Below are 21,046 nucleotides of genomic sequence, written 5' to 3'. Positions count from 1 at the left end.
TCCCTTTTATTAAATTAACTCCATTAATTTGATAGGCCGTCTGAAACCTTTCAGACGGCCTCAGATGCTTTTTTACTTATTGGCAGCTTGCTCAGTAAGCTTTTTCAATGCTTCAGATTGAATACATTGTGAATAGAAGCAGCTCATTTGGCCGTAACGGTAACGCACCGGTGCTTCGACAACACCGACACGGCGGGCATAACGATCCCATTCTGCCGCTAATGCCTGTGTTTGCTGCGGATAGCGGGCGGCAAGGTTGTTGCGGTGTGCGGGGTCGGTACGGTGGTTATACAACTCCCAAGAACCTGTTCCGTACGGCGGGGTTTGATGCAATGCCGCCCAATCGCCTTGGTAAAGTGCGCGGCGGGTATTGAATTCCCAACCTAATGAGCGATCTGGTAGTTTTTGCCCGGCAAACAAAGGCATCATCGAACGGCCTTCCAATGGCAACAACTGTGTGCCTTTATAAGAGGCGGGGCGTTGGGTACCTGTCAGCTCCAGCACGGTAGGCATAAAGTCAATTACATGTATCGTATCGCGTTCAATCTGACCTGCTTTGATTTTAGAAGGATAACGGACAATCGCCGGTACATGGATACCGCCTTCGGCCAGCAAGCTTTTGAAATAAGGCAGCGGTGTGGAAGCAACCTGTGCCCATTGCGGGCCTAAAGTCACATACGAACCTTTTCTACCCATATTTTCCAAACTGTTGTCATGCTCGGCATCTACCCATTCGCGGATACCGTTTTTGTCTTCGGTGGTACCTAAAGATTCGGGGGTCGAAGCTTCGGCTCCGTTGTCGGACATAAATAGAATCAGGGTATTATCTAACTCGCCGGTATCTTTCAAATATTGAATCACCCTGCCGATATTGTGGTCGAGATTATCAATCATCGCCGCATAAATCTGCATGGCTTTGGTTTGTTCTTGTTTTTGCTGCGGCGTCAGTTTATCCCAGCCGTCGAATACGCCTACCAACGGATTATTGGGTTCCGTACCCGCCGGCATAATGCCTTTTTCAATCATGCGCGCCAAACGTTGTCTGCGAACAGGTTCGTAACCATCTTGATAATGGCCGCGGTATTTTTCCAAATATTCGTCCGGTGCCTGCAATGGCCAGTGCGGGGCGGTAAAGGCGAGATAACCGAAGAAAGGCTGGCCTTTTTTGCGGTCGTTTTTCAGATAAGAGAGGAATTTATCGGTATAAAAATCGCTGGAGAATTTGAAATCCGCCGGCAGTTTGGTTTCTTTACCGTCTTCAAAATAAAAGCTTCTATATTTGCCGGGTAATAGACGGCTGTCATCCAAATGCGCTGCACCTCCGGGCATTAGGGTAAACGAACGGTCGAAGCCGCGTGCTTTCGGATTACTGCTTTCGTTTGCACCCAAATGCCATTTGCCGGTAACAAACGAAGCATAGCCTTTCTCTTTCAAGACTTCGGGAATAGTCATCACATGGCTGTTCAAATAACCTTCATAACCGACTTTGCCTTTTTGCTCCGGTTGCGTATAAACCGACATGGTGCCCAAGCCGGCCTGATGGTTGTCGTTACCCGTCAACAACATGGATCGGGTAACCGAACAGGTCGGGCCGGTATAGAAATTACTCAATACCGCACCATCTTCGGCCAAACTATTAATATTCGGCGTTGGAATTTCACCGCCAAACGGCTGGGTATCGGAAAAACCCAAATCATCGGCCACAATCACCAATATATTCGGTGATTCTGCCCGCTTTTGGGCGTCGGTCGTCGAGCATGCCGAAAGCATAGCAGGTACGAATAAAGCCCACATGATTTTCTTTATTTTCATCCAAATTACTCCTTTGTAAAATTTCACTGTTAAAAACAGTGTTTTACATTGTAGCCTGTTTCAGCCTAGATGCACAAATACCATTTATGATTTTCTTGAACAACATTTTCCGGAACCAAAGAATGGTTTTTGCATGGCCCGTCCACACATAAACCTGTTTCAATCTCAAACATGGCGGAATGATGTGCGCACATAATGTATCGGTTTTGATAGGTAAAAAATCGGCCTTTGGCATTATCAAGCTGGATAGAGTAATGTGGACAGATATTACGGTAGGCAAAGCAATGGTCGTCTTTCTTAATCAGCATGATGGTTATGCCTGATTGGGTGGGATGCGGCACTTTAATCACACCGGCTTCATCCAATTCTTCCTGACTGCATAAAAAAATTTTTTCTGTCACGGCGACACCCCCGTTAATACAAAATCATATTCAATCAGGTGGTAATCTTGCGTTAAACCATACTCTTCACGGCTGTTTTTATCGGCTTTTTGCTCGCTGAAACGTACAATCAGGCGTTCTTTCACACCGAAAACGGCATCATTGGCCAGATATTCGTCACCCTCTAAAAACAAATGGGTCACCAGTGTTTGAAAACCTTCCGCTTCGATTTTGAAATGGATATGTGCCGGCCGCCATACGCTGCGTTTGGCATAACCCAACAACTGACCGACCGTACCGTCGTCAGGAATCGGATAGCTCACGGGCAGATGGGTTTGGAAGGCATAGCTGCCATCCTCCCTGCTGAGAAACGTACCGCGTAGGTTATCGTGGCTTTGTTTGGTATCTTGGCCGGAATACATACCGTTTTCGGCGGTTTGCCAAACATCGATACGCGCTCCGGCAATGGCTCGACCATCCGTATCCATAATACGGCCGCGCACCAGCAAAGGTTTTATCTTATCGCCGCCATCGCGCACAATACTGCCGCCGTATGGCCTTACCGGCATATTCTCAATAAAAAACGGGCCGAATACGGTGGAAGGAGTTTGTATTTCATTTTTTTCGTGCAAAATTTGATCGACCAACATCGATACACCCAACACGTCGGAGAGCAGAATATATTCCTGACGTTGTTCGTCACACAACTTTCCGGTATCGGTTAGGAAACGTATTGCCTGAATCCACTCCTCCTCGCTCGGCTTAACCTCATTTACATATTCATGCAACTTACGGATAAATGTAGTGATTAAAAAACGATGGCGCTCGTTTTCAATGTTTTGAAAACTACGAACAACTTGTTCGGTTAGGTTCATGTGTATTTCTCCTTATTTGTATCTTGTTATATTTGTTATTAATATAATGTAGCCGCAAGCTGCCCACAGCTATTGAAGTATTACAGCAGCCGAAATGAAAACCGAATCAGGCCGGCGGTTGGCCTAGATAGGCTTTTTGTAATAATCCGAAGAGTTCTTCGTACACATAAGGGCGCGGATTGTAATACGGGCTGTCGCAAACGATTTTGGCTACTTCTGCCGCACCATGCTCCGGCAATCCGATTTCTTTCAGCGACATCGGAATACCTAACGATTGATTTAACCGATATAAAGCCAATCCACATTCTTGCGGATTATCAACATCTAAAGCATCAGCCAAACGTTTCATCGCCTCCTCATCGGCATTGCGGTTGTACTGTACCGAATAAGGCAGGGTAATCGCATGAGCTTGCGCATGCGGTAGGTTGAACGTACCGCCGAGGGTATGGCAGATTTTGTGATGCACCGCCATACCGACCGAACCCAAACAGATGCCGGCCAGCCACGAACCATAAAAAGCCTGTTCGCGTGCCGCTTCATCTTTGGGGTTGCGGACAATTTCGGGTAATGCGTTTTTCAAAGCACGAATCGATTCGGTTGCCATCATGCTGATAATCGGGTTTTTATTTTCCGCATAAAGCGCTTCAACCGCATGCGCCATTGCGTTCATACCCGAAGCGGCGGAAATTTGCGGCGGCAAGGTGAATGTTAATTCAGGGTCGTACACGACTACCTTTGGCTGTACACGCGGATCTTTGCCGGTGGTTTTGCGCCCTTTATCGGTGTCGGTCAGACCATAAACCGACGTCATTTCACTGCCCGCATAAGTAGTAGGAACGGCAGCTATCGGCGTGCCTGAAGTGAGGGCGACTGCTTTGGCCAACCCGATGGTCGAACCACCGCCTAAAGCCAAGCAACAATCAACCTGATGCTCACGCACATAAGCAGTCGCTTTTTCGGCAACATCGATAGGCACATGCATGACCGCATGGGGATAAACACCGACGACAATACTACCCAGCGCAGCCGCCAGTTTTTGACCCGACTCTTCCTGCTCGGGTGTCGTCATCACCAACACACGGTGATACCCATGCTCATTTAGAATTTCAGATAGGTCGCCGACCCGCCCCTTACCGAAATACACATCCAATGGTAAAGCTTGATAATGGAAAGGCTTCATCAATCACTCCTTTGTTTCATCTATCCACTTTTAGAAGCGGTTTTTATATGCTGATTGAAATATGGAAAAACGGCATGAGCCCGACTGATCGGACAGCCCGATACCCATGCCGTAACGACTTATTTACGGTCGAAATGAGGCGGAATCTGCGCATCCACATTCACCCAAACCGATTTGGCTTCAGTGTAATCATGAATGGCTTCAAAACCCATTTCGCGGCCATAACCGGATTTGCCCACACCACCGAAAGGACTACCCGGATTCACGCGTTTATAGCTGTTAATCCAACACATACCGGCACGGATTTTGCGGGCAAAAAGATGAGCGCGTTGCAAGTTTTTCGTCCATAAACCGCTACCCAAACCATATTCGGTACTATTGGCAATTTGCAGGGCTTCTTCGTCGTTTTTAAAACGCAAAACGGTTACAAACGGACCGAACACTTCTTCTTGTGCCACACGGTCGTTCGGTTTGGCTTCCACAATCGTCGGCAGCACATAGTAACCTTTTTGCAAAGCGGCATCTTGCGGTGCTTTACCGCCGGTTAGGATTTTGCCGCCTTGTTGTTCGGCTATTTCGGCATAAGACAATACTTTATTGCGGTGTGCCTCCGAAGTCAGCGGCCCCATCTCTGTATTGGGGTCTAGCGGATCGCCTAAGCGAATCGATTCGGCCAAAGCAATAAATTTTTTCAAGAACTCATCGGCAATGCTTTCATGTAGCATCAGGCGCGAACCGGCAATACAGGCTTGCCCCTGATTGTGGAAAATCGCCCATGCCGCTCCATTCACCGCCGCATCAATATCCGCATCTTCAAAAACAATATTGGCACCTTTACCACCCAACTCCAACTGCACCCGTTTCAAATTACCGGCCGACGCACGGACAATATTCTGACCGGTTAAAGTGGAACCGGTAAAAGCAACTTTGGCGATTCCTTCATGTTCGGAAATGCGCTGACCGGCGGTATTACCGTAACCGGCAACAACATTCACGACACCATCGGGGAAACCTGCTTTTTTAATCAATTCGGCAATTTTCAAAGTAGAAAGCGGGGTTAGCTCGGAAGGCTTCATCACCACGGTATTACCGGCTGCCAAAGCGGGGCCTAACTTCCATGAAGTAAACATCAACGGGAAATTCCACGGTACGATTTGACCGACCACGCCGACAGGTTCGCGCACCACATAGTTCAAAAAACCTTTCTCAACCGGAATTACCGAACCTTGGATTTTATCGGCCATCCCACCAAAATAACGGAAACAGGCTGCTGTACGCGGTACATCCAAACGGCGCGAATCGCGGATGGGATGCCCCGTATCCAAAGATTCCAACTGCGCCAACTCTTCGGCATGTTCTTCAATCAGGTCTGCCAGTTTCAGCAACAGCCTACCCCGTTCGGCAGCAGGCGTTTCCGACCATGCGGGAAAAGCTTTGGTAGCCGCTTCAACGGCAATATCCACATCTTCCGCTTCCGCAGCGGCAATTTTGGTAATCAATTCGCCATTGGCAGGGTTGAGTACGTCAATCGTTCCGCCTTTTTTAGCAGGAACAAACTGACCATTAATAAACAATTCGGTATTCATTCAATTCAACCTTTCTTGGTTTTATCTTATTTTTAAATTTAACTTCAAAAGTTTCGGTGGAAACGGCCCTGTTTTAAAAATGCCGCCCGATGCTGTCCAACGCCGGCGTTGAAGCATAAGGCGGCATGAAATGGATGTTTCTACTCATCCAAATATGAATCAGGCCGTCTGAAAACTTAATTTAGAACGCCACCGGATAAGGTGATAATTCACCCGATTCATATCTTTCCGGCAGATTTGGCGTGGCATTTTCCCAAACCAACAACATAGAACGTTTGGTCGAATAGCCCTGATGGCGGATATCGGCAGGCATAGCGGCAATATCGCCCGCTTTCATAATCACCCGTGCAATCGGCCGACCGTCGGATTTATCGGCCACATCCCAAGTGATTTCGTCGGAAAGCTGTAAAAACCACTCTACCCGGTCGTTACCGTGGAAAATCGGCAAAATGTATTCTTCCGTGGTCGGGCAGAATAAACTTTCCTTACATACCGACGTTACCGAAGGATTCCAAGTCACATCAGAGCGTGATAGATATTTGAATAGATTGAACCCGCCCAACTGCCCTTCAAATCCGGGCTCGCAATGTATTTCCGGTTCGTCTTGTGGCACATCTTCAAAATGACGGTTAACCGGCAAATCATTACGCAGTGGCGAATCATCCGGCATACTCGGCATACGCTTAGTGGCAATACGGTAACGATCAATCGCTTCCTCGTTATTACCGTCTTTGTTACCAAATGCACTGCCGGTTTCTTCCGGCGCGGCAAACGGGTCGAAACCTTCATTCACCCAATCATGCAGAATGGCTTTAAAAGTGGCCATAATCAACGGGGTTTCAAAGTTTTCAGTATAGTCCACACCGGCTTCTTTAAGCACACCGTTAAACGTGCCTGCATACAGATCGACATTGCCATAATGGTTGCGTGTACCGATAACATCGTCAAAATTCACCCAGCCATAGAAAAAGCCCCATGCCACATCGCGCATCAATGCACGCAGGAAAGCGTCTGCCGACATCAGATGCGAACGCTCTTCACCTTTGGCATGCCAAGTAATTTTGGCAAAATATTCATCACGTTCAAACTGAAATTGCCCTAAACGGAAAGTGCGGTAACCGGTTAATGTATCAGGTTCTCCGGCTTGTACGCCGGCAGCCAGATATTCTTCAAATTTTTTGTCCATTTTCTTTCTCCTCACTACTGGTTACTGAATACAGATACTTTGCCATTTCTCAACGGAAAGCGGCCCTTTAATGGTCTGAATCAGCATTACACCGGGCGTCACTGCATCAAAGCGATAAATACTACCGGCCGGAAGAATGGCTTGATGTCCTTGTTTTAAAACGGCATAGCCCATTTTTTTACCTTGCGGATTATCACCAGCCAAATGTGTACCTTCTTTATCTTCACTAATCAAAGGTTGATCGGGTTTCAAATAATCTACCCTTACCTCACCATCCATCACCACTACAAACTCATCATGTGAGGCGGTAAACCATGGTGATACGCCTTCAGCCTTTAACGACTCAATCACAAATTTCAAATTCATGCCGACAACACTTTTCTCATAAGGTGCCGATTGTGCAGCTACTTCAAAGATATTGGAAAAAGCATAATTGCTGGCTTTCCCACTGATGATTTGGATAGAGCCTTTCTCATAATCATTTAAGCTTCCGAATTTGGTTGCTTTGACTTTATTTTTCTCCATTGTTTTTCTCCAGTTAGGTAGTGTTACCACATCTGTATTGGGAACAATACAGCCCTTATCAATCAAAATACCGTTAAACCAGGCACTGCACAATTCTATATTTACCGACATCAATGTTTTTAAATTCCGAACAATTAAATAAATAAACAGAATAATAATACTTTTATTCATTACAAAACCAACTACCTAATGAATAGGAAAATACATTAAAAACAGATAATTATTTTATATTTTCAATAGATGCGCCATCCGACTCCTGAATAGCGTACAAACCCACCATAATTAGATTATTTACACTAATTTTATTCATATTTGATGATAAGCCGTCTGAAAAGTTTTAAACCGTACCAGAAAAACAAACCGGAAAATTGAAATAAATAGATTAAATAGATAAATATCGAAGAAAATAACTTTAGAAAAAAGGCCGTCTGAAATATTCAGTACTTCCTATAATAGGAAAAATTGAATATTTCAGACGGCCTTGATATATGAAATAGCTAATGGTTATTAGCAACCTACTGTTTTAAATCAGCGGAGCAGCCGAATAATCATCCGCTCTGATCATTGCCATGCTTGATGAAGCATCAGTATAGCTGTAACTGCCTTCTACCGGTGCCGAAACAGCAGCCGTTTGTACCGGCTCGGCATTATCCGCATAGTTAAGCGTATTCTCAGTAATACCGCTATTGAGTCTTTCTTCCAGCATATTGTGCGTCAGAATTTCATTATCGAAGATAAAAGAAGTAACAGCAGCATCTTTACCCGAATGTTGATTTTCAATAGTTAAAACGCTCTCATCACCTTTAATTCCAACAATCCAAACCGGTTCTCTAGCATATGGGCCACCACCACCTTCTTGGGTTTCTAGAGTTACATCCGACCATGTGATTCCTTTAGAGAAACGAACACTATTACTACCTTCATGATCGATAATGGTATTATGGCCATAATCTACACCAAAGAGATAAGTATCATCTCCTCTTCCACCATATAACATATCTTGCCCGGCTTTACCATCCAGTATGTCATTACCATCACCGCCATAAATCTTATCATTACCATCTGTACCAACTATATGGCTATCACCGACACCACCAAACAGCAATTTTTCATTACCATTATCAGGTAAATCTTTTAAATTAAAATGGATGGTATGTAATGCATCATCATCTCTCGTAAAATCTGGCCATGAGGTGGTAATGGTAAACTTGATATCTGCTTCTGTTGCACCTTGGTCAGGTACAAAAACCAAATTGTCGATATCATTAGAAAACACATAAAGAGTATTATTTTTCTGATTTGCTACATCTATCCATTCAGATATCTGGCCATCTCCCATCGTACTCAACTGAGCTATCCGCCCACCTGTAATCTCTTCAATATTCACAAACATCATACTACCAATAACATTAAAATCTTGATAATTTATACGATGGCCTTGGTCATTATCAATAGTCAGCTCTTTGAAACTACCTTGAACCGTAAACTCACTAGGATTCATGACTAATCCCGAATCAAATTCAAACCGAAGAATCGCCGGTGCATAATCACTACTCTGATTACGGATAAACACCATATCATCCGTACCTTTAATATTGATTTTCCAAGTATCATCCAAACTGCCGTTGGGTAGTATATCCACATGAATATCTAAATCCTCCGGGTTTATACCCGGGCCGAACCGGAGTGTATTAACACCTTCAGGGTCAGCTAGAGTTTCTATTTCCGGCATACGGTAATCCATAATCGTGTCATGTCCGTATCCTCTGGCAAAATAGAACGTATCATCGCCCCTGCCGCCAATTAATAGGTCATCACCCGCACCACCATCTAAATAATCATTACCATCGCCAAAATCGAGCCATCTTTTTTCTCCGGCAAGATTTCCAAGCGGCTCCATATCTTTACCGCCAATCAATACATCATTACCCGATCCGCCAAAAAGCCGATCTGCTCCATCTCCACCATAGATTGTATCGTGACCACTCAGCCCATAAATAATATCGTTGCCTTTCCATCCCATGAGCTGGTTATTATTGCCATTGCCAATCAATCTATTATTATCATCATTACCCTCGCCATTTAAGGCTTCGGTTCCGGTCAAAGTTAGATTTTCAACATATTGCGGCAAAGTATAATCAATACTGCTAAAAACCGTATCCATGCCCTGATTTTCGAGCTCGATTACCTTATCATCTACATTGTCGACAATAAAAATATCATTGCCTCTACCACCGAACATGGTATCTTTACCAATACCGCCATCTAAAAAGTCATTATTACCATTACCATAAAGCGTATCGTCCCCACCATTACCCCACAACCGGTTACGACCTTCATCTCCGATTAGGATATTATCCGAATCATTACCTCGACTATCTCCTCCAATACTTGTAGGCATGAGATTTTCTACGTTTTGTGATAAGGGATCATTTTTAGCCTCAAAAGCAGTATCTATTCCATTATTCAATTGCTCAACGATATGATCTGATGAATGAATAGTATTATTACTCCTTTCTCCATAAAATACTCTAGGGCTTACACCAGCACTAATATTCGATACAGACACATTAGAATTAATAGATTGAAGTACTAACTCTCTTGTTTGCTTTGTATCCATCATTGTTCCTCATAAAAAATCATATATGAATAATAATAAAAAATAAGACATTTATCCCTATTGTTATATGAAATACTTTTATGATAAAAAATTAATTACGTTAATATACAAAATATTATATTAAAAAAATTAACAATGTAAAAATATTTTTAAAGCACTCTATTCATTTAAAATTAAATATTTTCCACTCCAAACCAAATATAGCTGCCGAGTGTCACCATAATACAAAAACCGGTTTCTGTATTACCAGAACCCGGCTTTTAACCCAAAATAAACCATCTCGCCTTCAGACGGCATATCACTAATCAAATATCAACCATAAGTCAGATTACTTGCTTTACCTCTAAATGCCCAATAGGCAAAAATACTGTATCCGATAATAAACGGCACGGTAATACACACACCGATAAGCGTCACCACCAAAGTCGGCGTACTGGCTGCCGCTTCCCAAGCTGTTAACTCACCAATTACCGCATAAGGGAAAACACTGATACCGAGACCAATCGCGCACAAAATCAAAGCAGTAATCACCAACACAAACGGCTGCCAAAAACGGCCGCTTAAAATCTCTTCTTTACCCAACAATAATTTAGCACGCAACAGGCAAAAAACACTTAACAGAGGAATCGGCGCCAACCAAAGCAGATTAGGCCAAGTGAACCAACGTTGGAAAATACTATGACTGATATAAGGCGTTGCCAAAGAAATCAGCAACAAACAACCGACAACCGGCCACCACGCCTGATTGGCCCAATGTCTTGCTTTGTGTTGCAAAGAGCCTTCAGTTTTGGCAATCAACCAACAGGCCGCCAGCAACACATAAACAGCCGGAACGGTTGCCATAATACCGAGCGCAAATAAATAATCGGTCATACGGGTACCGAATGCGGTAACATAACGCCCCAACATCCAGCCCTGAGTCAGCGCCATTGCTGCCGAACCAAGCATAAAACCGATATTCCACAATGGCTTATGGTTATCATCGGCCTTAACACGGAAGTCAAATGCAGCACCGCGTACAATCAGTGCAAACAACATAAAAGTAGCAGGCAGATAAAGATTACCCAAAACAATCGTATTGGCTTTGGGAAAGGCAATAAACAATACACCTGCCCCCAACACCAACCAAGTTTCATTGGCATCCCAAAACGGCCCGATAGAACCGACCATCACATTCTGCTCATCTGCAGCAGCACGCGGCATCAACATACCCACGCCCAAATCAAACCCATCCAACACAACATAAACCGTCATCACAAAACCGAGCAGGCCGAGAAATACCAAAGGCAACCAGTAATTCCAATCCATGTTATTGTTCCTCCGCATTCAAGCCAGCCGCCGGATTCAGACGGCCTGTATGGGTTTCATGTTCGGGATGTTCAGCCATATATTTCAATACCATTAAATAAGAAAGCAACATTACCGCATAGAGAATCAGATACATCACCAACGTTAACCCGACATCACCCGAAGGCACCACTTTAGTAACTGCCTCCGCAGTTGGCAAAATACCGTACACCAAAAACGGTTGGCGGCCGATTTCGGTCACATACCATCCGGCTAACGTAGCCACCCAACCGGAAAAAGTCATGCCCGCAAACGTATAAAGCAACCAACGGGGCAGGCGTTGCGGCTGCCAGCGGCTTTTACGCAACCGATACCAACCGAACCAACTCACCAACAACATCAATGCCCCCATGCCGACCATAATACGGAACGCAAAAAATACCGGTGCCACAGGCGGCTTATCCTCAAACTCACTCAACCCTTGAATTTCACCGTCTAGGCTATGGGTCAAAATCAACGAACCCAAATAAGGCACTTCCACGCCGTAATCCGTAGTTTGGGTTTTCTCATTCGGCCAACCGAATAAAGTCAGCGGTACATTTTTTTCAGTATGCCAAACCGCTTCGATGGCCGCTAACTTAGCCGGCTGGTGTTCTTTCGTATTCAAACCGTGCGCATCGCCGACAAAAATTTGTAAAACAATCGCAATCGCCGCAACCGTTAATCCGCTTTTCATCACATTCGGTGTGGCCGAATGGGCGGTATTTTTCAGAATCTGCCAAGCAGAAAGGCCGGCAAGCAAAAACGAAACTGTTAAAGCCGATGCCAATAACATATGGAAAAAACGATACGGGAAAGAAGGGTTAAAGATGACTTGCAACCAATTGGCTACATGAAGAACTCCATCCGCATCCACCCAATGGCCTTGCGGCGTCTGCATCCACGAATCCAAGGCCAAAATCCAAAAGGCCGAAATCGACGTACCAATCGCCACAATCACGGAAGCCGCCATGTGCATACGCTGGCTGACACGTTCCCGTCCGAACAGCATAATGCCCAAAAACCCTGCTTCCAAAAAGAATGCCGTGAGCACTTCATAGCCCAAAAGCGGCCCGGCCACATTACCGGCCCGTTCCATAAAGCCCGGCCAGTTGGTGCCGAATTGGAAACTCATGGTTACACCTGAAACCACACCCACAGCAAAAGTTACTGCAAAAATCTTGGTCCAGAAACGGTAGGCCGCCAACCACCCCTCATGATCGGTTTTTCCGGCCTTATAGCGGAAATACACCACAAACCATGATAAAGCAATACTGATAACGGGGAACAGGATATGAAAGCTGATATTGACCGCAAATTGAATACGGCTCAGCATTAAAGCATCCATTCGTCGACTTTCCTCTTGAGAACAATGATGAAAAATTTAATCCGAATTATTTATTAAACGCCTGAAAAAATAAGCTGTCAACACAACTTGCGAAACCTCTAAAAGCCTTTACACATACCACAATAAATTTAATAAAACTGCTATTTTTTCAAATTCTCAACATAGCTATAAGCATTTTCAGACGGCCTTTTCAATTAATCAGCCGCACACACCCAGCCCACTATCTGTTTTATGTGTGGAATATAAACCCTATAAAAATAAATCGGCATCAAGCCGCAACAAAGGTAAAATTATCTTTTTTTCAGACGGCCTCTTTATCATATGCAACTTCTTTTAGCGCCGATGCAGGGTTTAGTAGACGATGTGATGCGTGATTTGCTCACTAGAATCGGCGGATTCGACGAATGTGTCAGCGAATTTGTACGCATCACCCATACCGTACATTCCCGCCAAACATGGCTGAAGTATGTGCCCGAAATCGCCAACGGCAACCGAACCTTTGCCGGCACTCACTGTACCGTCCAGCTTTTAGGCAGCGATGCCGACAATATGGCTGTAAATGCACTTGAAGCTATCCGCTTCGGTGCCGATAAAATCGACCTCAATTTCGGCTGCCCCGCCCCTACTGTCAACAAACACAAGGGCGGCGCAGTGCTCTTGAAAGAGCCGGAACTGATTTACCATATTGTCCGCACCCTCCGCCAAAGTCTGCCGCCTGAAATTCCGCTTACCGGCAAAATGCGCTTAGGCTATGAAGACAAAACCCTTGCTTTAGAATGTGCCGCAGCCATTGCCGATGGCGGTGCATGTGCGCTCACCGTGCATGCGCGTACCAAAGTAGAAGGTTATGAACCGCCGGCGCATTGGGAATGGCTAGGCCGTATCCGCAAGGCGGTTGTGATTCCGGTTATTGCCAACGGTGATGTTTTTACCTTGCAGGATTATATCGATATTAAAAAGGTTAGCGGTTGCGATAGTGTGATGCTGGGGCGTGGTGCCGTGATGCGGCCAGATTTAGCCAGACAAATTAAACAGTTTGAACAAAACCAAGCGGTTATCGAAGCAAATTTTGCCGAAATTGCCGGCTGGATTAATTTGTTTTTTGATCTCTGCCTTGCCAAAGAAGCCAATAATAAATACCCTGTTGCCCGTTTGAAACAATGGTTGGGTATGATGAAAAAAGTATATCCGCAAGCAGGGGAATTATTTGAATCCATCCGCACGCTAAAAGAAGCAGATGATGTGCGACCGGTATTACAGGCTTTTGAACGCCGGCAACAAGAACTGGCTTGCTTGGTATAAAATCGAGAGGCCGTCTGAAAACAATTCAGACGGCCTCTTAGTATATTTAATGTGGTTTTCCTATTTCACTTTTATGAATGGAATAACCACGGTTGGCTTTGTTTGCGTTTGTTTTCAAACGCTTTAATTTCATCTTCATGCTGCAAGGTTAAACCGATTTCATCCAAACCGTTGAGCAGACAGTGTTTGCGGTGTTCGGTAATATCAAAATGGAAAGAACGGCCGCTCGGCGTGGTAACGGTTTGCTTTTCCAAGTCAATAGACAAGCAATAGCCTTCGGTTGCCTCTACTTCTTGGAACAACAAATCAACCTCCTCTTCCGACAACACAATCGGTAGCAAACCGTTTTTATAGCAGTTATTGAAGAAAATATCGGCAAAACTCGGCGCAATCACGGCACGGAAACCGTAGTCATCCAAGGCCCAAGGCGCATGCTCGCGTGAAGAGCCGCAACCAAAATTTTTACGGGTCAACAATACTTGTGCGCCCTGATAACGCGGGAAGTTTAAGGGAAACTCAGGATTCAACGGGCGTTTGCTGTTATCCATGCCCGGTTCGCCATGATCCAAATAACGCCATTCGTCAAAACAATTCGGGCCGAAGCCGCTGCGTTTAATGGATTTTAGAAACTGTTTGGGAATAATAGCATCAGTATCGACATTGGCGCGATCGAGCGGTGCTACCAGAGCGGTAATGGTTGTAAATGCTTTCATGTTCTGTACTTTCGATTTTTAAATTTTCGGATAAATACTTGGTTTATCCTTTGATGGCGAACGTTTCAGAATATGTAAAGATATTCTTGCGCCACATCAGGCCGTCTGAAAAATCCGGCAGCTTATTGATAAATGCCCCGGCAAGCGGGGCATTTTTTCAGACGCTTAATTAATATGATTTCACGTCTTCGGCAGTATTAGATACGGCGCCACCGGCTGCTTTCACATCTTTGCCCATACCGGAAATAGTGTTGCAGGCAGATAACATAGTCATTGCAGTTAAAGCGATTAATACAAATTTTTTCATCGGTTTAATTCCTTATATTAAATGTATAGTCATAAAAATTGAAATCGGGTTCAACAGTAAATTAATACGGTTTTACCGATTCAGCGCCATTACTAACCGCATTACCTGCCGCACCCACATCTTTGCCTACACCTGAAATCGTATTGCAGGCAGCCAGTAAAGTCGCCGCAGTCAATGCAATTAATGCCATCTTTTTCATTCAAAATACTCCTTGTTATTCGAAAGCACAGTTTGATATCACTGTACTTTCTTATCATGCCAAAATTTCTCAAAAAAAACAATTTAACAAAACGGACTACATGAATATTTTTCGGACGGCACACATACTTTTACAAACTGCGGACATCGGTAAAATGGCCTGCCACCGCCGCTGCCGCCGCCATTGCAGGGCTTACCAGATGGGTGCGCCCCCCATTGCCCTGGCGGCCTTCGAAGTTGCGGTTTGATGTAGAAGCGCAACGCTCTTTAGGTGTCAGGCGGTCGGCATTCATCGCCAAACACATCGAACAGCCGGGTTCGCGCCATTCAAAACCTGCCTCGGTAAAGATTTTGTCTAAACCTTCTTTTTCGGCTTGCTCTTTAACCAACCCAGAACCGGGCACCACCAATACACGTTTCACGTTTCCGGCTTTCAGACGGCCTTTGGCGACTGCGGCAGCTTCTCTTAAATCTTCAATGCGGCTGTTGGTGCACGAACCGATAAATACAACATCCACGGGAATTTTATTCAACGGCGTGCCAGCGTCCAGTCCCATATATTCCAAAGCCCGTTCCATACCTTTGCGTTTTACCGGGTCTTGTTCATCGGCCGGATTCGGCACTTTACCGCTTACGTCAAGTACCATTTCGGGGGAAGTGCCCCAAGTGATTTGCGGTTCGATATTGGCCGCATCGAACTCAATCACTTTATCAAATTGAGCGCCTTCATCAGACACCAGCGTGCGCCAGTAGGCAACGGCTTTATCCCAATCTTCACCTTTGGGAGCCAACGGTCTGCCGCGTACATAATCAATGGTGGTTTGGTCAACGGCAACCAATCCGCTGCGGGCTCCGGCTTCAATCGCCATATTGCATAATGTCATCCGGCCTTCCATGCTCAATGAACGGATAGCCTCACCACCAAATTCAATCGCATAGCCCGTACCGCCCGCAGTACCGATTTGGCCGATAATATACAAAGCCACATCTTTAGCGGTTACGCCCGGTTTCAACTTGCCATTGACTTTTATCAGCATGGATTTGGACTTTTTGGCGGTAATACACTGAGTCGCCATGGTGTGTTCGACTTCGGAAGTACCGATACCGTGTGCCAATGCACCAAATGCACCATGTGTGGAAGTATGCGAATCGCCGCAAACCACGGTCATACCCGGCAGTGTTGCACCCTGCTCCGGCCCCATCACATGCACAATACCCTGCCCTTTATCTTGGAAAGGGAAATAAGCCAAAGCGCCAAATTCTTTGATATTGCTGTCTAATGTATCGACTTGTAATTTAGAAATGGGGTCTTGAATACCCTGATCCCAATGATCGGTCGGGGTGTTGTGATCGGCTGTCGATACCACGCTGTCGATACGCCACAGTTTGCGCCCTGCCATTTTCAAGCCTTCAAAAGCTTGCGGGCTGGTGACTTCATGAACCAGATGGCGGTCGATATAAAGCAAAACGGTACCGTCTTCTTCTTCGCGAACGATATGACTGTTCCAAAGTTTGTCGTAAAGGGTTTGTGCACTCATGGTTTTGTTCTTTTAAGAAATCAGATTGTTTATCAGGTAGTTTAGCAACCCGTACCATCTATTTTGTGGTTGGGGCAGGCTGTAATATAGGCTTTTCAGACGGCCTATGCAACCCTTTTTGTCCAATTTTTTTATATTTTTTGAAGAATTGGTTTTAAATACAAAAAAATTATACAAATTGTCTAAAAAACGACTTTAAATATTTTATTGTGTTGTAAATAGATGGTGGCAATTTCACCATATTAAAGGCTTACTCAAACAGTAAGGGTAAGGCTACCTTACTTTACCTACAAAGATATAAATATAGAAACAGTCTCATCATCTGCCTTATTCAAATACCTTATAAAATATGGCCGTCTGAAATATTTCAGACGGCCTCAATCATAATAATCCAATGATTCACACAAGACTCAGTGCTTATTGGGCATTCAATTTTTGAATCACTTCCTTCAGGCCTTTTTGCCAATCAGGTTTCTCAATATTGTAATCCATCAAAATTTTGCTGCAATCCAACACACTATATGCCGGACGTGGCGCCCCAATAGACAATTCGTCACTATTCACCGCTTTAACAACCGTTTCATTTAAAACCGGTTGATAAACAGCAGCTTCTTGAATAATCACTTTAGCAAATTCATACCAACTAACCGGTTTCGCACCGCAATAATGGTATAACCCGCGTGAAAAATTCGGTTTTTCCAATAACTCAATAATCGTTTGCGCCAAATCACCTGCATAAGTCGGACAACCGTATTGGTCATCAACAACTGGTAATTCTTTTTTCGTATCCGCAGCTGCCAAGATTTTTTTGACAAAATTATTGCCATACTCACTGAATACCCATGCCGTACGGATAATCAGACTCTGGGGATTCGCAGCCAATGCCAACAGCTCACCCGACAGTTTGGATTTTCCATAAATACTACTGGGATTCACCGGTGAAACCTCTGTATAAGGGGTTCTGTGCAGGCCGCCAAATACATAATCGGTCGAAACATGTACAAAGCGAGCCTTAACCTCACTGGCTGCAGTAGCTAGATTATGAACAGCTTTACTATTCACTGCGAATGCCACCTCCAGCTCTTTTTCCGCTTTATCTACATCGGTATAAGCGGCCGTATTCACAATCACATCAGGCTGGAAATTCTTCGCCATATTCATAACAGCCGCTGCATCGGTGATATTGAGTGTGGCTGAATCGGCGGCGATAAGCTCCCAATCTTCAGGCAGACGGTCTTTAAAACAACGGCCAAGCTGACCTTTGGAGCCGGTAAGCAAAATTCTCATGTTCAATCATTCCTTACAAGTTCTTTTTATGAATTGGCACAATCATTTCAGGCTGCTCTATAACAGCAACCTTTCCTTTAGTGGTTATCATACCATGATAAAGCAGAATTGAAATGCCCCGAATTTTGCCCTATCGCAAAGAAAATATTGTCAACACTCATGATTTCGCATCAATAAAAATGTAATAAATTGTAATAATTGAAATAAATGAAAAAATATAGCCACCGTTTATCATTAATCCGCTAAACCCTATCTGATTTTGGTTATACTAGAAAGTATTTTCAGACGGCCTTTGCCGAACCCTTAACCGATTTTTAATAATGGAGTAATTTTATGTTGAAAAAATGGCTGACAATTTTAGCCGTATTCACATCCCTTTTTGCTTTAAGCGGCTGCGAAGACTACAACACCATGCAAGTACAAGACGAAGCTGCCAATGCTGCTTGGTCGGAAGTAATCAACCAATATCAGCGTCGAGCCGACCTGATTCCCAACCTCGTAAATACGGTTAAAGGTTATGCTTCCCATGAAGAACAAACACTCACGGCCGTTACCCAAGCACGCAGCAAAGTAGGCAGCATTCAAATGACCGCCGAAGATGCAACAAACGAAGAAAAAATGAAGCAATATTCGCAAGCACAAAGTGAGCTAAGCAGTGCGCTTTCCCGTTTATTGGTCGTTTCAGAAAACTATCCGGAATTAAAAGCCGACCAAAGCTTCCGCGATCTACAAGCACAATTGGAAGGCACGGAAAACCGCGTGACCTTAGCCCGCAACAACTATATTGAAGCAGTGAAGGTATATAACACAACACTGCGCCAATTCCCGCAAAACCTTATAGCAAAAACATTTGGTATGAAGGTGCGCCCTCAATTCACCGTAGAAAATGAAAAAGCTATTTCAACAGCACCTAAAGTAGAGTTTTAATTTATTTCAGACGGCCTTAACATCATGATGGCTATATGTAATATGGCCGTCTGAAAATATATTCCAATATTTATGTTGAAAACATTGTTATTGTTTACCGCAACTGCTCTGGCTGAAATCACCGGCTGCTATCTGCCCTATTTATGGCTTAGGCAAAACGGTTCGCCGTGGTTGCTATTACCCGCCATATTAAGCCTGACGGTATTTGTTTGGCTTCTGACACTACACCCTACTGCCAGCGGGCGGGTTTATGCAGCATACGGCGGTGTCTATATCGGCACCGCACTATTGTGGTTATGGGTAGTTGAGGGCATCAAGCCTCAACTCACCGATTGGATAGGCATCGGTTTATGTTTGAGCGGTATGGCCGTTATTATGATTGGTGCACGACATTAAATACTTGTCGAGAGCGCACATACCGGCCCCACCGCTTAATACCTAAAAGCCGTCTGAAAATAACCAACAAATACTCAAAATAAGGAAAAACATGCAATCAGCCATACAACGCTTAAGCATCTTTTTTACCATGCTGCTGGCGTGTTTACAGCTATTTGCCGCCGATCTCACACCAGTACCAACACTTACGGCACCAGTAATGGATACGGCAAGCATGCTTTCAGCCCAAACACGTCAAGATCTGAATGCCCATCTCTTGCAATACAGTCGTGAAAAAGGCAGTCAAATTATGATACTGACGGTTCCGGCTATCGCCCCGGAAACCACATTTGGCTATGCCACCCGTGTTATGCAAACATGGCAACCGGGGCGGAAAGGCATTAGTGACGGTGTCTTGTTGCTGCTCGTGCGCGATGAGCGCAAAACCCATTTGGCTGTCGGCCGAGGATTAGAAGGCGCCATTCCCGATGTCTATGCCAAAAGGATTCTTGAAGATATATTGCGCCCTTATTTACGCGAAGGCAGAACCGACGAAGGCGTTAACGCCGTTGTCATACAATTGGAAAAACTGATTGCCGGCGAACAATTGCCCGAAGTCCAAGCCACAGACACCCATGAACGTAATGATGGCAACGGCTGGATATTCTTACTATTCGCAACCATCTTTTTAGGCAATCTATTTAAAAAAATTTTCGGCCGCAAAATGGGTAGTTTTTTTGCCGGCGGTTCCATGTTCCTGATTGCGATTATCTTCGGATTTGGCTTGATAACCGCCCTACTTTTTGCTTTTATTGCCACAATCCTAACCCCCAGAATAAGCGATAACGCATTTACGTCCGGTCGCAGAGGTTCAGGCGGTTGGCGTGGAGGCGGTGGATTCGGCGGTGGGGGTGGTAGCTCCAGTGGCGGCGGTTTTAGTGGCGGCGGTGGCGGCTTCGGCGGCGGCGGTGCATCGGGAGGATGGTAGTAAAAATGGAACAAAATAAATTCAAACGTTTATGGCAACACTGGCTACACCCTAAATTCCGAGTAGAACGCTACTTTCCCACAAGCGATCTGCAACGTATCAGCCGTGATATCAGCCTGTCGGAACAAAATCACCAAGGGCAGATACGTTTTGTCATCGAATCGCGCTATCCGAGCCATGCCGTTATTCAAGACTTGGAACCGCGTACCCGTGCCTGGCAGTGGTTTGGTGAATTAGGCGTATGGGATACCGAAATGAACAGCGGCGTACTTATCTATATTTCTTTTGCCGACCGAGTGGTTGAAATTGTCGCCGACCGTGGCATTGCGGCTAAAGTCAGCCCTGAAAACTGGCAACACACCTGCCAAGTGATGCTTGAATCGTTTAAGCAAGGTGCCTTTGTTTCCGGTTTGGAAAACGGTTTAAAAGAAGTTAATCAAATTCTAACGACTTATTTACCGAATACTGATAACAGCCATTCGGAAAATGAACTATCGGATGAAGTTATTTTGAGTTAAATGTCACCCCATCATCATGGTGATCACCATCAGAATAAGCACGGATAATTTACCG

The 21,046-nt window shown here is 44.8% G+C and carries 20 protein-coding genes; 5 read left to right on the top strand and 15 right to left on the bottom strand.

Annotated features, from left to right (window positions below; all coding sequences use genetic code 11):
* Positions 1–72: 72 nt before the first annotated feature.
* The 10 genes from NXS09_RS04155 to NXS09_RS04110 form a co-directional block, all read right to left on the bottom strand.
* Positions 73–1,812: an arylsulfatase gene (locus NXS09_RS04155; RefSeq protein ID WP_259291283.1), complete on the bottom strand. Its 1,740-nt coding sequence runs from the start codon at positions 1,810–1,812 to the stop codon at positions 73–75.
* Between the two features lie 65 nt (positions 1,813–1,877).
* A complete protein-coding gene (locus tag NXS09_RS04150; RefSeq protein ID WP_259291282.1) occupies positions 1,878–2,213 on the bottom strand; it encodes a Rieske (2Fe-2S) protein in 336 nt (111 codons plus the stop codon).
* Entirely contained in the window at positions 2,210–3,067 is an 858-nt protein-coding gene (locus NXS09_RS04145; protein ID WP_259291281.1) for a dioxygenase family protein, read from the bottom strand. Before NXS09_RS04145 ends, NXS09_RS04150 begins: the two co-directional genes overlap by 4 nt.
* Positions 3,068–3,173: 106 nt before the next feature.
* Positions 3,174–4,247: a maleylacetate reductase gene (locus tag NXS09_RS04140; RefSeq protein WP_259291280.1), complete on the bottom strand. Its 1,074-nt coding sequence runs from the start codon at positions 4,245–4,247 to the stop codon at positions 3,174–3,176.
* Positions 4,248–4,366: 119 nt separating this feature from the next.
* A complete protein-coding gene (locus NXS09_RS04135; protein ID WP_259291279.1) occupies positions 4,367–5,833 on the bottom strand; it encodes an aldehyde dehydrogenase family protein in 1,467 nt (488 codons plus the stop codon).
* A gap of 181 nt (positions 5,834–6,014) precedes the next feature.
* The gene (locus NXS09_RS04130) at positions 6,015–7,019 is read right to left on the bottom strand and encodes a hypothetical protein (protein ID WP_259291278.1); all 1,005 of its coding nucleotides are present in this window, start codon (positions 7,017–7,019) and stop codon (positions 6,015–6,017) included.
* Between the two features lie 21 nt (positions 7,020–7,040).
* Positions 7,041–7,655 carry a cupin domain-containing protein gene (locus NXS09_RS04125; protein WP_259291277.1) on the bottom strand — a complete coding sequence of 205 codons (615 nt, stop codon included), beginning with the start codon at positions 7,653–7,655 and terminating at the stop codon, positions 7,041–7,043.
* Between the two features lie 412 nt (positions 7,656–8,067).
* Positions 8,068–10,164 (bottom strand): calcium-binding protein, encoded by a 2,097-nt coding sequence (locus NXS09_RS04120; RefSeq protein WP_259291276.1) that lies wholly within the window; start codon positions 10,162–10,164, stop codon positions 8,068–8,070.
* A gap of 312 nt (positions 10,165–10,476) precedes the next feature.
* On the bottom strand, positions 10,477–11,472 hold the full coding sequence (locus NXS09_RS04115) for a cytochrome d ubiquinol oxidase subunit II (protein ID WP_259291275.1): 996 nt from the start codon (positions 11,470–11,472) through the stop codon (positions 10,477–10,479).
* 1 nt (position 11,473) lies between these two features.
* Positions 11,474–12,838, bottom strand: a complete 1,365-nt coding sequence (locus NXS09_RS04110) for a cytochrome ubiquinol oxidase subunit I (protein ID WP_259291274.1) — start codon at positions 12,836–12,838, stop codon at positions 11,474–11,476.
* Between the two features lie 321 nt (positions 12,839–13,159).
* Here NXS09_RS04110 and NXS09_RS04105 point away from each other — a divergent pair, with 321 nt between their 5' ends.
* Positions 13,160–14,140, top strand: a complete 981-nt coding sequence (locus NXS09_RS04105; protein ID WP_259291273.1) for a tRNA dihydrouridine synthase — start codon at positions 13,160–13,162, stop codon at positions 14,138–14,140.
* 71 nt (positions 14,141–14,211) lie between these two features.
* Here NXS09_RS04105 and leuD read toward each other — a convergent pair whose 3' ends face one another.
* The 5 genes from leuD to rfbD form a co-directional block, all read right to left on the bottom strand.
* Positions 14,212–14,853 (bottom strand): 3-isopropylmalate dehydratase small subunit, encoded by a 642-nt coding sequence (gene leuD / locus NXS09_RS04100; protein WP_259291272.1) that lies wholly within the window; start codon positions 14,851–14,853, stop codon positions 14,212–14,214.
* A gap of 169 nt (positions 14,854–15,022) precedes the next feature.
* Complete coding sequence (locus NXS09_RS04095; RefSeq protein WP_151051001.1) at positions 15,023–15,160, bottom strand: entericidin A/B family lipoprotein; 138 nt, start codon at positions 15,158–15,160, stop codon at positions 15,023–15,025.
* A 61-nt stretch (positions 15,161–15,221) separates the two neighbouring features.
* The gene (locus tag NXS09_RS04090) at positions 15,222–15,359 is read right to left on the bottom strand and encodes an entericidin A/B family lipoprotein (RefSeq protein WP_259291271.1); all 138 of its coding nucleotides are present in this window, start codon (positions 15,357–15,359) and stop codon (positions 15,222–15,224) included.
* A 130-nt stretch (positions 15,360–15,489) separates the two neighbouring features.
* Positions 15,490–16,896 (bottom strand): 3-isopropylmalate dehydratase large subunit, encoded by a 1,407-nt coding sequence (gene leuC, locus NXS09_RS04085; protein WP_259291270.1) that lies wholly within the window; start codon positions 16,894–16,896, stop codon positions 15,490–15,492.
* A 417-nt stretch (positions 16,897–17,313) separates the two neighbouring features.
* Complete coding sequence (gene rfbD, locus NXS09_RS04080; protein WP_259291269.1) at positions 17,314–18,183, bottom strand: dTDP-4-dehydrorhamnose reductase; 870 nt, start codon at positions 18,181–18,183, stop codon at positions 17,314–17,316.
* Between the two features lie 333 nt (positions 18,184–18,516).
* On the opposite strand from rfbD, the gene NXS09_RS04075 reads away from it, so the two are divergent.
* The 4 genes from NXS09_RS04075 (at position 18,517) to NXS09_RS04060 (ending at position 20,991) form a co-directional block, all read left to right on the top strand.
* Positions 18,517–19,110, top strand: a complete 594-nt coding sequence (locus NXS09_RS04075; protein ID WP_259291268.1) for a LemA family protein — start codon at positions 18,517–18,519, stop codon at positions 19,108–19,110.
* A 72-nt stretch (positions 19,111–19,182) separates the two neighbouring features.
* Entirely contained in the window at positions 19,183–19,506 is a 324-nt protein-coding gene (locus NXS09_RS04070; protein WP_259291267.1) for a YnfA family protein, read from the top strand.
* A 91-nt stretch (positions 19,507–19,597) separates the two neighbouring features.
* Positions 19,598–20,473 carry a TPM domain-containing protein gene (locus NXS09_RS04065; protein ID WP_259291266.1) on the top strand — a complete coding sequence of 292 codons (876 nt, stop codon included), beginning with the start codon at positions 19,598–19,600 and terminating at the stop codon, positions 20,471–20,473.
* Positions 20,474–20,478: 5 nt separating this feature from the next.
* The gene (locus NXS09_RS04060) at positions 20,479–20,991 is read left to right on the top strand and encodes a TPM domain-containing protein (protein ID WP_259291265.1); all 513 of its coding nucleotides are present in this window, start codon (positions 20,479–20,481) and stop codon (positions 20,989–20,991) included.
* Positions 20,992–21,046 lie beyond the last annotated feature (55 nt).

The sequence above is a fragment of the Neisseria montereyensis genome, from assembly GCF_024834045.1.
In the GTDB taxonomy this organism is placed as follows: domain Bacteria; phylum Pseudomonadota; class Gammaproteobacteria; order Burkholderiales; family Neisseriaceae; genus Neisseria; species Neisseria montereyensis.
Note: the sequence above shows the minus strand (reverse complement) of the source record. Positions and strands in the feature narration are given on the sequence as shown.

Bases quoted from the DNA above. Each gene is read 5' to 3' on its own strand.
- NXS09_RS04155 (WP_259291283.1), bottom strand. From the start codon at position 1,812: ATGAAAATAAAGAAAATCATGTGGGCTTTATTCGTACCTGCTATGCTT.
- NXS09_RS04145 (WP_259291281.1), bottom strand. From the start codon at position 3,067: ATGAACCTAACCGAACAAGTTGTTCGTAGTTTTCAAAACATTGAAAAC.
- NXS09_RS04140 (WP_259291280.1), bottom strand. From the start codon at position 4,247: ATGAAGCCTTTCCATTATCAAGCTTTACCATTGGATGTGTATTTCGGT.
- NXS09_RS04135 (WP_259291279.1), bottom strand. From the start codon at position 5,833: ATGAATACCGAATTGTTTATTAATGGTCAGTTTGTTCCTGCTAAAAAA.
- NXS09_RS04130 (WP_259291278.1), bottom strand. From the start codon at position 7,019: ATGGACAAAAAATTTGAAGAATATCTGGCTGCCGGCGTACAAGCCGGA.
- NXS09_RS04125 (WP_259291277.1), bottom strand. From the start codon at position 7,655: ATGTCGGTAAATATAGAATTGTGCAGTGCCTGGTTTAACGGTATTTTG.
- NXS09_RS04120 (WP_259291276.1), bottom strand. From the start codon at position 10,164: ATGGATACAAAGCAAACAAGAGAGTTAGTACTTCAATCTATTAATTCT.
- NXS09_RS04115 (WP_259291275.1), bottom strand. From the start codon at position 11,472: ATGGATTGGAATTACTGGTTGCCTTTGGTATTTCTCGGCCTGCTCGGT.
- NXS09_RS04110 (WP_259291274.1), bottom strand. From the start codon at position 12,838: ATGGATGCTTTAATGCTGAGCCGTATTCAATTTGCGGTCAATATCAGC.
- NXS09_RS04105 (WP_259291273.1), top strand. From the start codon at position 13,160: ATGCAACTTCTTTTAGCGCCGATGCAGGGTTTAGTAGACGATGTGATG.
- leuD (WP_259291272.1), bottom strand. From the start codon at position 14,853: ATGAAAGCATTTACAACCATTACCGCTCTGGTAGCACCGCTCGATCGC.
- NXS09_RS04095 (WP_151051001.1), bottom strand. From the start codon at position 15,160: ATGAAAAAATTTGTATTAATCGCTTTAACTGCAATGACTATGTTATCT.
- NXS09_RS04090 (WP_259291271.1), bottom strand. From the start codon at position 15,359: ATGAAAAAGATGGCATTAATTGCATTGACTGCGGCGACTTTACTGGCT.
- leuC (WP_259291270.1), bottom strand. From the start codon at position 16,896: ATGAGTGCACAAACCCTTTACGACAAACTTTGGAACAGTCATATCGTT.
- rfbD (WP_259291269.1), bottom strand. From the start codon at position 18,183: ATGAGAATTTTGCTTACCGGCTCCAAAGGTCAGCTTGGCCGTTGTTTT.
- NXS09_RS04075 (WP_259291268.1), top strand. From the start codon at position 18,517: ATGTTGAAAAAATGGCTGACAATTTTAGCCGTATTCACATCCCTTTTT.
- NXS09_RS04070 (WP_259291267.1), top strand. From the start codon at position 19,183: ATGTTGAAAACATTGTTATTGTTTACCGCAACTGCTCTGGCTGAAATC.
- NXS09_RS04065 (WP_259291266.1), top strand. From the start codon at position 19,598: ATGCAATCAGCCATACAACGCTTAAGCATCTTTTTTACCATGCTGCTG.
- NXS09_RS04060 (WP_259291265.1), top strand. From the start codon at position 20,479: ATGGAACAAAATAAATTCAAACGTTTATGGCAACACTGGCTACACCCT.